The sequence below is a fragment of the Pseudomonas sp. G.S.17 genome, assembly GCF_038096165.1.
In the GTDB taxonomy this organism is placed as follows: domain Bacteria; phylum Pseudomonadota; class Gammaproteobacteria; order Pseudomonadales; family Pseudomonadaceae; genus Aquipseudomonas.
Genome location: NZ_CP151076.1, coordinates 5,820,171 through 5,834,340 on the forward strand (window position 1 = coordinate 5,820,171; position 14,170 = coordinate 5,834,340).

Genomic DNA, 14,170 nt, shown 5'->3' on the forward strand with positions numbered 1-14,170 from the left:
GTTCAATTTCCGTCCTGCTGACACGAGGGTCTGTTGCGTGCTTGGCTTGGCCCATTTCATGAGCGTTCTTTCAGGGAAATACTGCGCGGCCTTTCCAACCATGCCCCCTCTCCATCAGGAACTATTTCAATGACATCGACTTGTGCTTCGTTGATCGAAATGATCCGGCCATTGTTGCGCCCCAGATAATCCCCCACTTTTACGCGGTGGACACCACCGGCACCTTTGAGCAGGGCGAAGGTTCCGGAATCGTTGGCCATGGTCCCGACCATATCGAACGACTCGATATTGAAACCTTCGAGAAACTGCCGAGGGCGCGCATCATCCGGCTTGACCAGCCGCGAGCCTTTCGGGCGGTTGATCATATCGATCTTGATCGGCGGCTGAAACGGACTGCGCAGATTCGCCGCGTTATAGGTGAAGGCTTCGTAGGGACTAAACTTCGGCAACGGCTCGATAGTGCCCGAAGGCCGCGCGCGCGCCTCGTCCATGAAAGCGCTGAGGTCGGTAAAGGCGCTGTCCCCTTCACAACCCGCCAGGCTCATCAGCACGATGCCGATGGACAACAGTCGCGGCGCCCTCATTTCTTCAACCCTTGATCGTTATAGCGGTAGGTCTTGGCCAGGATACTCATGCGCAACATGGTCGGGCTCTTGGGATCCATCGGCTTGATGTCGAAATCATGCAACGTGACAATCCGCGGCAGGCTGGCCACGCCACTGACGAAAGTCGCCAGATCGTGATACGCGCCGACAACGGTGATTTGTATCGGCAGCTCGATATAAAACTGCTGAGCCTCTTCGGGCAGCAACTTGATTTCTTCGAACTCCAGCCCGCTGCCCAGCCCGGTACGGGTGATGTCTTCAAGCAGCCCCGGCACCTCGGTGTCGCTTGGCAACTGACGCAGCAAGGCGCCGAAAGTGTTTTCCATCTCGGTCATCTGGGTCTTGTAAGGCCCAAGATTCGCGGCCTGGAAGGCCTTGGTGGTGAACTGATCCTTGAGCGTGACTTCCTGTGCGCGGGCGCTGTCGAGCTGGGTTTCCAGATCCTGGATGAAAAAGAAGTAACCCAAAGCCAGCACCAGGACCAGCAGCAACATGCCCGAAATGGCCTTGACCGCAGCAGGCCACGAGCCCAGGTTTTCCAGCGTCAGGTCGCTGATATCAATGCGCCGCAGCCCTTCCAGGGATTCCGAAAGATTCATGGCTTGGCTCCTTCAATCGCCGGCTGGGTCTGGCGTACCGTCAACTGGAAGGAGTTGGTCCGATCCGTAGCGTTGTCGGCGTTCGCCTTGACCTCGTTGAGGACCGGCGCTTCCAGCCAGTCGGACGCATCGAGATTGCGCATCAGGTCGGAGACACGGTTGTTGGACTCGGCCGCGCCGTTGATGCTGATCAACTTGTCAGTCATTTTCACTTCAGAGAAATACACGCCGTCGGGCAGCGTGCGCGCCATCTGATCGAAGATTCGACCGATGATCGGCCGGTTGCCCTGCAAATCCTGAATGATCTTCATGCGTTCCAGCAGCTGTTTGCGGCGCGCGCGCAATTCGCTGATTTCCTTGATGCGCCCGTCCAGCTGGACGATTTCCTTCTGAATGAAGGCATTGCGTGCCAGCTGGTGAGTCACGGCGCTGCTGACGTACTGATCGAACAGCAGCAGTGCGCCGACCGCCGCGACCAGCACGCCGGCCAATGCCGTCAGGAAGCGTTTCTTGCGCTCTTCGCGAAGCTGTTCGCGCCAGGGGAGAAGGTTGATCCGGGCCATTAGTCGAAACTCCTCAAGGCCAGACCGCAGGCGATCATCAAGGCGGGTGCATCGCTGGCCAGGGCGCCCGCGTTGACCTTGGCGCTCAGGGCCATGTCGGCGAACGGGTTGGCGACCAGCGTAGGGGTGCCTATGCGCTGCTGGATCAGGTGGTCGAGGCCGGAAATCGACGCAGTGCCGCCCGCCAGCATGATGTAGTCGACGGAGTTGTATTGCCCGGCAGCAAAGAAAAATTGCAGCGAACGCGTCACCTGTTGAACCACGGCATCCTTGAACGGCTGCAACACCTCGGCGTTGTAATCGTCGGGCAGGCCGCCCTGCTTCTTCGCCAATCCGGCCTCTTCCATCGAGAGACCGTAGCGACGCTGAATTTCCTCGGTGAGCTGACGCCCGCCGAACAGCTGTTCGCGGGTATAGATGATGCGGCCGTTGTGCAGCACGCTCAGGGTGGTCATGGTTGCGCCGATATCAACGACGGCGACGGTCAGTTGATCGTGACCATTGCCCAACTGCGCGGACAGCAGGCCGAAGGCTCGCTCCAGGGCGTACGCTTCGACATCGACGACTTTGGCATTCAGCCCGGCCAGCGCCAGCGCGGCCTCGCGAACTTCCACGTTTTCCTTGCGGCAGGCTGCGAGCAAAACTTCGACACGTTCAGGATTGCGCACCGAATAGCCCTGAACTTCAAAATCGATGGCGACTTCTTCAAGCGGATAAGGAATGTATTGGTCAGCTTCAAGCTTGAGCTGATTTTCCATGTCGTCGTCGGACAGACCGGCGTCCATCTCGATAGTCTTGGTGATCACCGCCGATCCGGCTACCGCAACGGCGACGCCTTTGACGTTGGTCTTGGCCTTGACGAGCACGCGTGACAACGCATTGCCGACGCCTTCGAGCTCGGCAATATTCTTCTCGACCACGGCGTTGGCCGGGAGCGGTTCGACCGCGTAAGACTCGACCTTGTACCGGGTGCCGGAACGACTCAACTCAAGGAGTTTTACCGAGGTGGAGCTTATATCGATCCCTAGAAGGGTATTGGCCTTCTTACTGAAGAGTTCGAACACAACCTAATTCCTATGAGTTTCCGTCACTTACGGATATTTTTTTGTCCAAAGCCACTGTCGGCAGTCTTGACAGTAGCGCAAATAACGCTCGGGGACGAAAAATGCTTATAATGCCCAGCGTTTTTTTCGTTTAACCAAGCTTCAAGGCGTGTTCAATTGTAACGGCCTACGCTTAACCCATTCTTTTATCTGGAAATCCAAAAGCCTTGATACGCCTGCTGAAGTTTTTCTGGTGGTCTCTCGTCGCTATATTCTGCGGGCTGTTGCTCGGTTTGAGCGGTGCATTCCTTTATCTGAGCCCAAGCCTGCCCTCGGTAGACGCGCTGCGCAGTATCCAACTGCAAATCCCGCTCCGTGTATACAGCAGCGACGGCAAATTGATTGCTGAATTTGGCGAGATGCGCCGTACTCCAATTCGTTTCGCCGAAATACCACCCAACTTCATCAATGCCCTGCTATCCGCCGAGGATGACAACTTCGCCAATCACTACGGCGTAGACCCTGGCAGCCTGATGCGTGCCGCTTCACAACTGGTGAAGAGCGGCCACATTCAATCAGGTGGCAGTACCATCACCATGCAGGTGGCGAAAAACTATTTCCTGACCAGTGAACGCAGTTTCTCGCGCAAAACCACCGAGATTCTTCTGGCCTTGCAAATTGAGCGCCAACTTACCAAGGATGAAATCCTCGAACTCTACGTCAACAAAATCTACCTGGGCAACCGCGCCTACGGGATCGAGGCGGCAGCGCAGGTGTATTACGGCAAATCCATCCGCGACGTAAGTCTGGCGCAGATGGCAATGATCGCCGGCTTGCCCAAGGCACCTTCGCGTTTCAACCCGCTGGCCAACCCGGTTCGCGCCAAAGAACGTCGCGACTGGATCCTGGGCCGCATGTTCAAGCTCGGCAAGATCGACCAGAACGCTTATCAGACCGCACTCAACGAGCCGATCAACGCCAGTTACCACGTCCCGACGCCTGAAGTTAACGCGCCCTACATCGCCGAGATGGCCCGCGCCGAGATGGTCGGCCGTTACGGCAGCGAAGCCTATACCGAAGGCTTCCGCGTCACCACTACTGTGCCGAGCGATCTTCAGGAACACGCCAACAATGCGGTTCAGGAAGGGTTGATCGATTACGACCAGCGCCACGGCTATCGCGGCCCTGAAAGTCGCTTCCCGGCCATGACTCGCGAGGCCTGGGCGCAGGAACTGACCAAACAACGCACCATCAGCACCCTTGAGCCGGCCATCGTTACTCAGGTCGACAAGACCGGCCTGCGCGTCTTGACCCGCAACGGCGAGAAAGAAGAAACCGTCGAGTGGGCCACCATGAAATGGGCGCGGCCGTATCTGAACACCAACAGTCTGGGGGCAAATCCCAAGCAACCAGCTGACGTAGCTCATGTTGGCGATCTGGTTCGCCTGCAACGCCAGGAGAATGGCTCGCTTAAATTCAGCCAGATTCCGGTAGCGCAAAGCGCGCTGGTGTCTCTTGATCCGCAAAACGGCGCGATTCGCGCTCTGGTGGGCGGTTTCGCTTTCGAGCAAAGCAACTACAACCGCGCCATGCAAGCCAAGCGCCAGCCCGGGTCGAGCTTCAAGCCCTTCCTCTATAGCGCAGCGCTGGACAACGGTTACACCGCATCGAGCCTGGTGAACGACGCACCGATCGTGTTCGTCGACGAATACCTGGATAAAGTCTGGCGTCCGAAGAATGACAACGGCACGTTCCTCGGTCCGATCCGTCTGCGCGAAGCGTTGTACAAGTCGCGCAACCTGGTCTCGATTCGCCTGCTGCAACAGCTGGGCATCGACACCGCGATCAACTACATCACCCGTTTCGGCTTCAACAAGGACGACTTGCCGCGCAACCTGTCCCTGGCGCTGGGTACTGCAACGCTGACGCCGATGGAAATCGTCAGCGGCTGGAGTGCGTTCGCCAACGGCGGCTACAAAGTCAGCCCGTACCTGATCCAGAAAATCGAAAGCCGCGACGGTGCCACGCTGTTCGACGCCAACCCGCCAACCGTGCCGGCCGTCGACAGCAAGATTGCCCCGGACACCAAAGTGGTTGCCGTCGCCAACGGCCCGGCGCTGGTCACCTCGTCGACTGAAGGCCCGCCACCGGCCACGCCGCCGGTCGATCCGAAAGCCCCGGCTGTGGCCGAACGCATTGTCGATGGTCGCACCACGTACATCCTCAACAGCATGTTGCAGGATGTGATCAAGCGCGGCACCGGCCGTCGCGCGCTGGCAATGAATCGTCCGGACATCGCGGGCAAGACCGGTACCACCAACGAATCCAAGGATGCGTGGTTCACCGGTTATAACGCCGATTACGTGACCACCGTCTGGACCGGCTTCGACCAACCGGAAAGCCTGGGCCGCCATGAATTTGGCGGTACCGTGGCGCTGCCGATCTGGATGACCTACATGAGCGCCGCGTTGAAAGACAAGCCGCCGCATGTTCAGGCCGAACCGGATGGCATCCTCAGCCTGCGAGTCGATCCGATCAGCGGCCGCGCGGCTTCGCCAAGCACGCCGAATGCGTTCTTCGAGCTATTCAAAAGCGAAGACACGCCGCCAAGCGTCAACGAACTGGGCGGCGGCAGTGCACCGGGCAGCCCGCTGCCAGCGGATGAGTCGGCGCCGATTGATTTGTTCTGAACCGAGAACCGTAGGACCGGCTTTAGCCGGGAGGGCGTCACTCCTGCCGAAGCAGATGTAGCGCACGTATATCCCCTCCCGGCTAAAGCCGGTCCTACGGGAATTGAGCCCACAAAAAACCCTGCATCGCTGCAGGGTTTTTTGTGTTTCCGAATCAGCGTTTAGCCGTTAAACACGTCATCAACACTGGTCAGCGGGTAGTGCTTTGGATACGGCAGGGTGGCAACGCCGCTTTCGATGGCAGCCTTGGCTACTGCGTCGGCGATCAGGCCCAGCAGGCGGGTGTCCATTGGTTTCGGGATGATGTATTCACGACCGAATTCCAGCTTGATACCACCGTAGGCGTCGCACACTTCCTGTGGCACAGGCAGCTTGGCCAGTTCACGCAAGGCGTTGGCCGCAGCGATTTTCATTTCTTCGTTGATGCGCTTGGCGCGAACGTCCAGGGCACCACGGAAGATGAACGGGAAGCCCAGCACGTTGTTGACCTGGTTCGGGTAGTCCGAACGGCCGGTCGCCATGATCACGTCGTCACGGGTCGCGTGCGCCAGTTCCGGGGAGATTTCCGGGTCCGGGTTCGAGCAGGCGAACACGATTGGGTCCTTGGCCATCAGCTTGAGGTTTTCAGCGCTCAGCAGATTCGGGCCGGACAGACCGACGAACACATCGGCGCCGTCGAGAGCGTCGGACAGCGTGCGTTTTTCAGTGGCGTGGGCGAACACCGCCTTGTACTGGTTCAGGTCGCTGCGCTCGGCGTGGATCACACCGGTGCGGTCAACCATGAAGATGTTTTCGATTTTCGCACCCATGCTCACCAGCAACTTCATGCAGGAGATGGCCGCAGCGCCAGCGCCCAGGCAGACGATTTTCGCGTCTTCCAGGTTCTTGCCGACGATTTCCAGGGCGTTGATCATGCCGGCCGCCGTCACAATCGCGGTGCCGTGCTGGTCATCGTGGAACACCGGGATGTCACATTGTTCGATCAGCGCTTTCTCGATCTCAAAGCATTCTGGGGCCTTGATGTCTTCAAGGTTGATGCCGCCGAAAGTGATGGAGATGCGTTTAACGGTATCGATGAAAGCTTGCGGGCTTTCCGAGTCGACTTCGATGTCGAACACGTCAATGCCGGCGAAACGCTTGAACAGAACGCCCTTGCCTTCCATCACTGGCTTGGAAGCCAATGGGCCGAGGTTACCCAGACCAAGAATGGCGGTGCCATCGGAAATGACTGCTACCAGGTTGCCCTTGCCGGTGTATTTGTAAGCCAGCTCGGGATCACGGGCGATTTCACGCACAGGCTCAGCGACGCCAGGGCTGTAAGCCAGGGCCAGGTCACGAGCGGTTGCGGTTGGCTTGGTGAGTTCGACGCTCAGTTTCCCTGGACGCGGGTTGGCATGATATTCGAGCGCGGCAGTTTTCAAATCAGACATGTGGGCATTCCGCTTTTTTTACTGTGGGACAGACGGACCGCCGAGGATACGCAAGATGCAAAGTCCTAACAAGACTGACCAGTCACTACTGTCAAGGGGGCGGGGACTACGACTTTACGCTTAAATAGACCCCAACTTGCAGGCTGGACATTCGTTGGAGCGTGATCCTGTGGGAGCCGAGCTTGCTCGCGAAGGCGTCAGGGCAGTCAACAGGGATGTCGCCAGGTAAGCCGATTCGCGGGCAAGCCTCGCTCCAACGGATGAGGACCGAACCGGCTCTACAGCCCAAGCATGGCCGGATGAGTGATCGGCATCATCCAGCGCGCCTGTCCTGATGACAGGCCGCCACCTCTTGCGCGGTCGACGATCCAGCCGCGGGCTTCGATCTGCTGGCCTTTCATGCGGCGAACTGCCGCAACGTCGAATTGTTTCAAAAGGTCAGGCGCGATGCGCAACACCAATTCGCCTTGCAGCTCGATCCACAGGCCGCCGCCGTTTTGTTGCACATCGACGACTTGCCCTGCGATCACAGCGAAGCCACCTTTATTGATCTGCTGCACAGCCTGCACCGGAGAATTACGCCACAGGCCAAGCCGGCCCTGCCGTGCAATGCGCTCGGCGGTCTGCTGGCAACCCACCAACGCCACATTGGGCGCGACCACCACCAGATAACCCAGGCCTTCGCTGAGTAATTGCGCTTCAAGATTGGCGCCGTTGCGCCCGTAGACATTGGCCAGCGTCCGGCCGTATCGGTCTTTATCCTGCTCGCCCACTTGCAGGCTGATCCGGCCGTCATTTTCCGCGATCAGCGCTTGCAGCCGACGCTTTGCGACTTCGGCGAATGGCTCGGCGGACTGGCCTTGCTTGCCGGTCTCCGGCGTATTCAAGCCGATCATGCGTACGCTGCGGCCATCGGTCAGGCGCACCGTGTCGCCATCGACCACGCGTTCGACCTGGAAAACCGGCAGCGAAGCGGGCGCGGGGCAGAAGGCCTGAGCGCTGGACAGCCAAATCACAGACATAAAAAAGGCGCCCGCGAGGGACGCCTTTTTAAGCAGCCTGGAGAAATCCATTGGAGATCCCAGAACGGCCAACCTTACTCTGCAGCAGCAGGAGCTTTGGTTGCGCCGAAAGCACCGAAGCGCGACTTGAACTTGTCAACACGACCGCCGACGTCAAGAGTCTTCTGCTTACCGGTGTAGAACGGGTGGCATTCGTTGCACACGTCCAGGCTCAGAGGCTTGGCAAGTGTGGAGCGAGTTTTGATGACATTGCCGCAGCTGCAAGTAGCGTCAATGGCTTCGTAAACTGGATGGATATCAGCTTTCATCGGTACTTCCTCGGGCTAGCGTGCCGCCATCCAACACTATTGTCGAATACCGCACGTAATTAGGCTGCGGATACTACCAGAGAATCGGCAACGCGCAAGCAGCCGTTTAAACCGGTCGTCTGCTAAGATCGCGCATCCGTCATACTCCGTAACAGGGAACCCCCCGCGTGCCCGACGCCATTTTGCGCCTCGCCCTGCCCTCGCCATTGCGTCGCCTGTTCGACTACCGCGCCCCCGCCGGAGTGTTGCGCAGTGCGTTGATGCCCGGCATGCGCGTGCGGGTGCCGTTCGGGCGCCGGGAAATGATCGGCATCCTTATAGAAGTGACCGATCACAGCGAAGTCCCCGCCGAAAAGCTCAAGCCGGCCATCGCTATCCTCGACCAGCATGCGCCGCTGCCGCCCGCGTTGTTCAAGCTGTGCTTGTGGACGTCCCAGTATTACCAGCACAGCCTCGGCGACACGCTGAGCTGGGCGTTGCCGGTGTTGCTGCGTCAGGGTGAACTTGCCGAATCACGTCAGGAACGCTTCTGGCAGGTGGCTTCCGGCGCGAGCGTCGACGACCCGCGCATCGCCCGCGCACCCAAGCAACGCGAAGCACTGACCACGCTCGCCCAGCATCCCCACGGCGTTGCGCATCAGTTGCTCAGCAAATTGATGCTCAATAAAGAAAGCCTGAATCTGCTGCTGGCCAAGCAACTGGTCGAAGTCGAAGTGCGCAGCCACGCGCCAGCGCCACGTCATGAACACTGGCTGGCCCAGCCAGAATTGCCGCTCAATACCGAACAACGTGCCGCGTATGAAGCCATTCGCGCCGGTTTTGACAGCTTCCATGCATTCCTGCTGGCCGGCGTCACGGGCAGCGGCAAGACCGAAGTCTATCTGCAACTGATTCGCGAAACCCTAGAAGCCGGCAAGCAGGCGCTGGTGCTGATCCCCGAGATCAACCTCGGCCCGCAAACCCTGGCGCGTTTCGAGCAGCGTTTCAACGCACGCATCGCCCTGGTGCATTCGGCGGTCAACGACCGGGAGCGGCTGGACGCCTGGCTCGCCGCCCGCGACGGCGATGCCGACATTATTATTGGCACCCGTTCAGCGCTGTTCACGCCGATGAAGAATCCCGGCCTGATCATCATCGATGAAGAGCACGACGGCTCCTATAAACAGCAGGAAGGTCTGCGTTACCACGCGCGGGACCTGGCACTGGTGCGCGCGCGGCAGGAAAACATTCCCATCGTGCTCGGCTCCGCGACGCCGTCGCTGGAAAGCCTGCACAACGCCTACACCGGTCGCTACGGCTTGTTGCGCCTCAATCAGCGGGCGGGCGGCGCGCAGCAGCCAAAATTCCTGCGTCTGGATGTAAAAAGCCGTCCGCTGGACAGCGGCATTTCCGGTCCGATGCAGCAGGCCATCGGCCAGACGCTGGCGGCCGGGCAGCAAGTGCTGGTGTTCCTCAACCGACGCGGCTTTGCGCCGACTTTGCTGTGCCACGACTGCGGCTGGTTGTCCGGTTGCCCGCGTTGCGATGCGCGGATGACGGTGCATCAACGTTCCGGCGAGTTGCGCTGCCATCACTGCGGACACGTCGAGCGCGTGCCGCGTCAGTGCCCGTCGTGCGGCAAAGTGGACTTGCGCCCGGTGGGCGCCGGGACCGAACGTGCCGAGGAGCGGCTGGGAATTCTGTTCCCCGATTACCCGGTGTTGCGCGTCGACCGCGACAGCACTTCGCGCAAGGACGCCATGAATCAGTTGTTCGCGACGATTCAGCGCGGCCAGCCGTGCATTCTGGTGGGTACGCAGATGCTTGCCAAAGGACACCACTTTCCCCGGGTCACGCTGGTGTCGATTCTCGATGCCGACGGCGGCTTGTTCTCCGGCGACTTCCGCGCCAGCGAACGCATGGCGCAATTGATCGTGCAGGTCGCAGGGCGTGCCGGGCGCGCTGAAGAGCCGGGCCGGGTGATCATCCAGACGCATCTGGCCGAGCATCCCTTGCTGATCCAGCTCACCGAGCAAGGTTATTTCGCCTTTGCCGAGCAAGCCTTGAGCGAACGCCGCGCCGCTGGTCTGCCACCGTTTTCCCATTTGGCGCTGCTGCGTGCCGAAGCGCACAAGCCGGGTCAGGCGGAAGGTTTCCTCGACGAGGCCTGTGCTGAAGCCGAGCAACTGTTGATCGACATGCAGCTGGGCGGCATCGAGCTGCTGGGCCCGGTCCCGGCCCCCATGGAACGCCGCGCCGGGCGTTATCGCGCGCAACTTCTGGTGCAGGCCAGCGCCCGCGCGCCGCTGCATCGCCTGCTGAGTTCCTGGCTGCTGGCGCTGGAGCAAATGCCCAGCGGACGCCAGGTCAGGTGGTCACTGGATGTGGATCCGGTGGATTTGTATTGACCTTCCCGCGCAGTTCTGTGGGAGCGAGCTTGCTCGCGAAAAAGCCGGCACCTGCGATACATCTGGAGCCTGAAAGACCGTATTCGCGAGCAAGCTCGCTCCCACAAGTCCAAGACCGCACATCCATCGCGGTTGGCAAGGTGGCTCAGGCAACGGATAATGCCCAGTTTTTCCACCCGCGCATCCAGGCGCTGCCGCGCTTGCGGTCGAAGAGAGCATCATGAAAGACACCATTCGCCAGCTGATCCAACAAGCACTGACCCGACTCGTCAACGAAGGCGTCTTGCCAGAAGGGCTGTCGCCGGCGATTCAGGTGGAAAACGCCAAGGACAAGACCCACGGCGATTTCGCCAGCAATATCGCGATGATGCTGGCCAAGCCGGCCGGCATGAAACCGCGCGACCTGGCGGAAAAACTCATCGCCGCGCTGCCTGCCGACGAGCAGGTCAGCAAAGTTGAAATCGCCGGTCCCGGCTTCCTCAACTTCTTCCAGAACACCCAGGCTTTGGCGGCGCGCCTGGATGCCGCGCTGGCCGATCCGAAGCTGTCGATCCACAAGGTCAGCGCAGCCCAACGCACCGTGGTCGATCTTTCCGCGCCGAACCTGGCCAAGGAAATGCACGTCGGCCACTTGCGCTCGACGATCATCGGCGATGGCGTGGCCAACGTCCTTGAGTTTCTCGGCGACACCGTGATTCGTCAGAACCACGTTGGCGACTGGGGCACGCAATTTGGCATGTTGCTGGCGTATCTGCAGGAACAGCCAGCTGCCAGCGATGAGTTGTCCGATCTGGAAGACTTCTACCGCGCGGCGAAAAAACGCTTCGACGAGTCGGAAGAATTCGCCGAGCGCGCTCGTGCCCTGGTGGTCAAGTTGCAGGCGGGCGACGCCGAATGCCTGAGCCTGTGGACAAAATTCAAGGACATCTCGCTTTCCCACTGCCAGAAAGTCTATGACCTGCTGAACGTCAAGCTGACCCCGGCCGACGTGATGGGCGAAAGTGCCTACAACGATGATCTGGCCAATGTGGTTGCGGATCTCAAGGCCACTGGCCTGCTGGTGGAAAGCAATGGCGCGCAGTGCGTGTTCCTCGAAGAATTCAAGACCGCCGAAGGCACGCCGCTGCCGGTGATCGTGCAAAAGGCCGGTGGCGGTTATCTCTATGCGACCACCGACCTCGCGGCGATTCGCTATCGCAGCAAGGTGTTGAAAGCTGATCGTGCGTTGTACTTCGTCGATCAGCGTCAGGCGCTGCACTTCCAGCAAGTGTTCGAAGTGGCGCGCAAGGCCGGTTTTGTTCACGACGGCATGCAACTGGAACACATGGGTTTCGGCACCATGAACGGCGCCGATGGCCGCCCGTTCAAGACCCGCGACGGTGGTACCGTGAAGCTGATCGACCTGCTCGATGAAGCCAAGGACCGCGCCTACGCGCTGGTCAAGGAGAAGAACCCGGAGCTGGCCGAGGACGAATTGCGCACCATCGCCAAGGCCGTGGGCATCAGCGCGGTGAAATACGCCGACCTGTCCAAGCACCGTGCCAGCGACTACAGCTTCAACTTCGAGCAGATGCTCAGCTTCGAAGGCAATACCGCGCCGTATCTGCTTTACGCCTACACCCGCGTCGCCGGTGTGTTCCGCAAGCTCGGCACGCCGTTCGACGCCAGCAAGGGCCAGATCGTGTTGCAGGCGCCACAGGAAACCGAACTGGCGGCGCGTCTGGCGCAGTTCGGCGAGATCCTGAATAACGTCGCCGAAAAAGGCACGCCTCACGTACTCTGTGCGTACATCTATGATTTGGCGGGTCTGTTCTCCAGCTTCTACGAGAACTGCCCGATCCTCAGCGCCGACAATGCGGATCAACAACAAAGCCGTCTGCGCCTTGCTGCCCTGACCGGCCGCACCCTCAAGCAAGGCCTGGATCTCTTGGGCCTGGAAACTCTGGAGCGTATGTAAGTTGGCAGTTGCGAAGAAGAAACCGGCTCCCAAGCGCGGCGCCAGCCGTTATCAGGCACCCGCGAAGAAGCCGATTCCTGGATGGTTGTGGCTGGTAATTGGCCTGAGCGTGGGTGCGTTCGTGGTGTTTTTGATGAAGCTCGAACCCGGTGGCGAAGACGTCAAGCGGGTCAAGGCTGATGCTAAAGCAGCCAAGATCGCCGAAGCGAACAAAACACCGCCGAGCCCGACTGCGCCAGTGAAGCCCAAGTACGACTTCTATACGCTGCTGCCGGAATCGGAAGTCATCGTGCCCAACGAAGCCGTACCGGAAAAAACCCCACCGCCGGTGGTCGCGCCGGTGGTTCCGGTTTCGCCGGAGCAAGCCGCGAAAATCGATACGGCACGTGCTCAGGCAGCACTCAGCGGCCTGACCCCGCCACCGCCGCCACCGGTCGCAAAACCTGCGGCAGTTACGCAGTTCTTCCTGCAAGCGGGCTCGTTCCGCAAGAAGGAAGATGCGGACAAGGTGCGCGCGCAGATCATCTTGCTGGGGCAAACCGCTGGCGTTGAATCGGGTACGGTCAAGGAAGAAACCTGGTACCGCGTATTGGTCGGGCCGTTCAGCAACCGTGAACAGCTGACCGTTGCCCAGAAACAACTGGCGGGCGGCGGGTTTAGTAACCTGTTGTTGCAGCAGCGCAGTAAGTAATCGCCGGGGCACGCGGCACACTGAATCTGTCCATACTGTGTAGGACCGGCTTTAGCCGGGAGAGCGGTCGTTCTTTCTTATGACGGAGCGGCTGCGGGCGCACCGTCGTCCTCCCGGCTAAAGCCGGTCCTACAATACGAGTCCGTCCCATTACAGCCAGTCATGCGTTGGTCAAACGGAATGATTTCGGCCAACACCATTCATCCCCCAACCTTGCTCAAGGTTGAAATACCCTTCCCCACCCCCATATGAGTTTGCACAGGGCATTTTCGCCCCGCTGCGTGGAGACTCTCCCCTTGACCACCATCGTTTCAGTGCGCCGCCACGGCAAAGTCGTCATGGCTGGCGACGGCCAGGTTTCTCTGGGCAACACCGTCATGAAAGGCAACGCGAAGAAAGTGCGTCGTCTTTACCATGGTGAAGTGATCGCCGGTTTCGCCGGGGCCACAGCCGATGCGTTCACTCTTTTCGAACGCTTCGAAGGGCAGCTTGAGAAGCACCAAGGTCATCTGGTGCGTGCCGCCGTCGAACTCGCCAAAGAATGGCGTACCGACCGCTCCCTCAGCCGTCTTGAGGCCATGCTCGCCGTTGCCAACAAAGACGCTTCGTTGATCATCACCGGTAACGGCGACGTCGTTGAGCCCGAAGATGGCTTGATCGCCATGGGTTCCGGCGGTCCTTATGCACAGGCCGCGGCACGCGCCCTGCTGCTCAAGACTGAACTCTCGGCCCGTGAAATCGCCGAAACCGCATTGCATATCGCTGGCGATATCTGCGTGTTCACCAACCACAACATCACCATTGAGGAGCAGGACCTCGCTGAATGAGCCTGCCTCGGCCGCTCCCGTGAGCGGCCAAGCAGACCTTGATTCAGC

General features: G+C 59.8%; 12 protein-coding genes. 5 read left to right on the plus strand and 7 right to left on the minus strand.

Features of this window, described 5'->3' with window-relative positions; translation table 11 throughout:
• Window positions 1–56: 56 nt before the first annotated feature.
• Genes AABC73_RS27160 through AABC73_RS27175 form a run of 4 tightly spaced genes read right to left on the minus strand, consistent with a single transcriptional unit; the run spans window position 57 to window position 2,831 of the window.
• A complete protein-coding gene (locus AABC73_RS27160) occupies window positions 57–584 on the minus strand; it encodes a pilus assembly protein PilP (RefSeq protein WP_341521653.1) in 528 nt (175 codons plus the stop codon).
• On the minus strand, window positions 581–1,204 hold the full coding sequence (gene pilO / locus AABC73_RS27165) for a type 4a pilus biogenesis protein PilO (RefSeq protein ID WP_341521654.1): 624 nt from the start codon (window positions 1,202–1,204) through the stop codon (window positions 581–583). The genes AABC73_RS27160 and pilO overlap by 4 nt, the downstream gene beginning before the upstream one ends.
• Window positions 1,201–1,767, minus strand: coding sequence for a PilN domain-containing protein (locus AABC73_RS27170; protein WP_341521655.1), 567 nt, complete (start codon window positions 1,765–1,767; stop codon window positions 1,201–1,203). Before AABC73_RS27170 ends, pilO begins: the two co-directional genes overlap by 4 nt.
• Window positions 1,767–2,831 carry a pilus assembly protein PilM gene (locus tag AABC73_RS27175; protein WP_341521656.1) on the minus strand — a complete coding sequence of 355 codons (1,065 nt, stop codon included), beginning with the start codon at window positions 2,829–2,831 and terminating at the stop codon, window positions 1,767–1,769. The genes AABC73_RS27170 and AABC73_RS27175 overlap by 1 nt, the downstream gene beginning before the upstream one ends.
• A gap of 206 nt (window positions 2,832–3,037) precedes the next feature.
• On the opposite strand from AABC73_RS27175, the gene AABC73_RS27180 reads away from it, so the two are divergent.
• On the plus strand, window positions 3,038–5,500 hold the full coding sequence (locus AABC73_RS27180) for a penicillin-binding protein 1A (protein ID WP_341521657.1): 2,463 nt from the start codon (window positions 3,038–3,040) through the stop codon (window positions 5,498–5,500).
• Window positions 5,501–5,661: 161 nt separating this feature from the next.
• Here the strand turns inward: AABC73_RS27180 and AABC73_RS27185 are convergent, their stop codons facing one another.
• The 3 genes from AABC73_RS27185 to rpmE all read right to left on the minus strand — a co-directional run bounded on the left by AABC73_RS27185 (window position 5,662) and on the right by rpmE (window position 8,260).
• Window positions 5,662–6,930: a malic enzyme-like NAD(P)-binding protein gene (locus AABC73_RS27185; protein WP_341521658.1), complete on the minus strand. Its 1,269-nt coding sequence runs from the start codon at window positions 6,928–6,930 to the stop codon at window positions 5,662–5,664.
• 278 nt (window positions 6,931–7,208) lie between these two features.
• A complete protein-coding gene (locus AABC73_RS27190; RefSeq protein WP_341521659.1) occupies window positions 7,209–8,003 on the minus strand; it encodes a thermonuclease family protein in 795 nt (264 codons plus the stop codon).
• A 23-nt stretch (window positions 8,004–8,026) separates the two neighbouring features.
• Window positions 8,027–8,260 (minus strand): 50S ribosomal protein L31, encoded by a 234-nt coding sequence (gene rpmE, locus AABC73_RS27195; RefSeq protein ID WP_020293533.1) that lies wholly within the window; start codon window positions 8,258–8,260, stop codon window positions 8,027–8,029.
• Between the two features lie 167 nt (window positions 8,261–8,427).
• On the opposite strand from rpmE, the gene AABC73_RS27200 reads away from it, so the two are divergent.
• The 4 genes from AABC73_RS27200 to hslV all read left to right on the plus strand — a co-directional run bounded on the left by AABC73_RS27200 (window position 8,428) and on the right by hslV (window position 14,122).
• The gene (locus AABC73_RS27200; protein ID WP_341521660.1) at window positions 8,428–10,647 is read left to right on the plus strand and encodes a primosomal protein N'; all 2,220 of its coding nucleotides are present in this window, start codon (window positions 8,428–8,430) and stop codon (window positions 10,645–10,647) included.
• Between the two features lie 220 nt (window positions 10,648–10,867).
• A complete protein-coding gene (argS, locus tag AABC73_RS27205) occupies window positions 10,868–12,604 on the plus strand; it encodes an arginine--tRNA ligase (protein ID WP_341521661.1) in 1,737 nt (578 codons plus the stop codon).
• Between the two features lies 1 nt (window position 12,605).
• Entirely contained in the window at window positions 12,606–13,295 is a 690-nt protein-coding gene (locus tag AABC73_RS27210; protein WP_341521662.1) for an SPOR domain-containing protein, read from the plus strand.
• Window positions 13,296–13,591: 296 nt separating this feature from the next.
• Window positions 13,592–14,122 carry an ATP-dependent protease subunit HslV gene (gene hslV, locus AABC73_RS27215; protein ID WP_020293529.1) on the plus strand — a complete coding sequence of 177 codons (531 nt, stop codon included), beginning with the start codon at window positions 13,592–13,594 and terminating at the stop codon, window positions 14,120–14,122.
• Window positions 14,123–14,170: the final 48 nt, after the last annotated feature.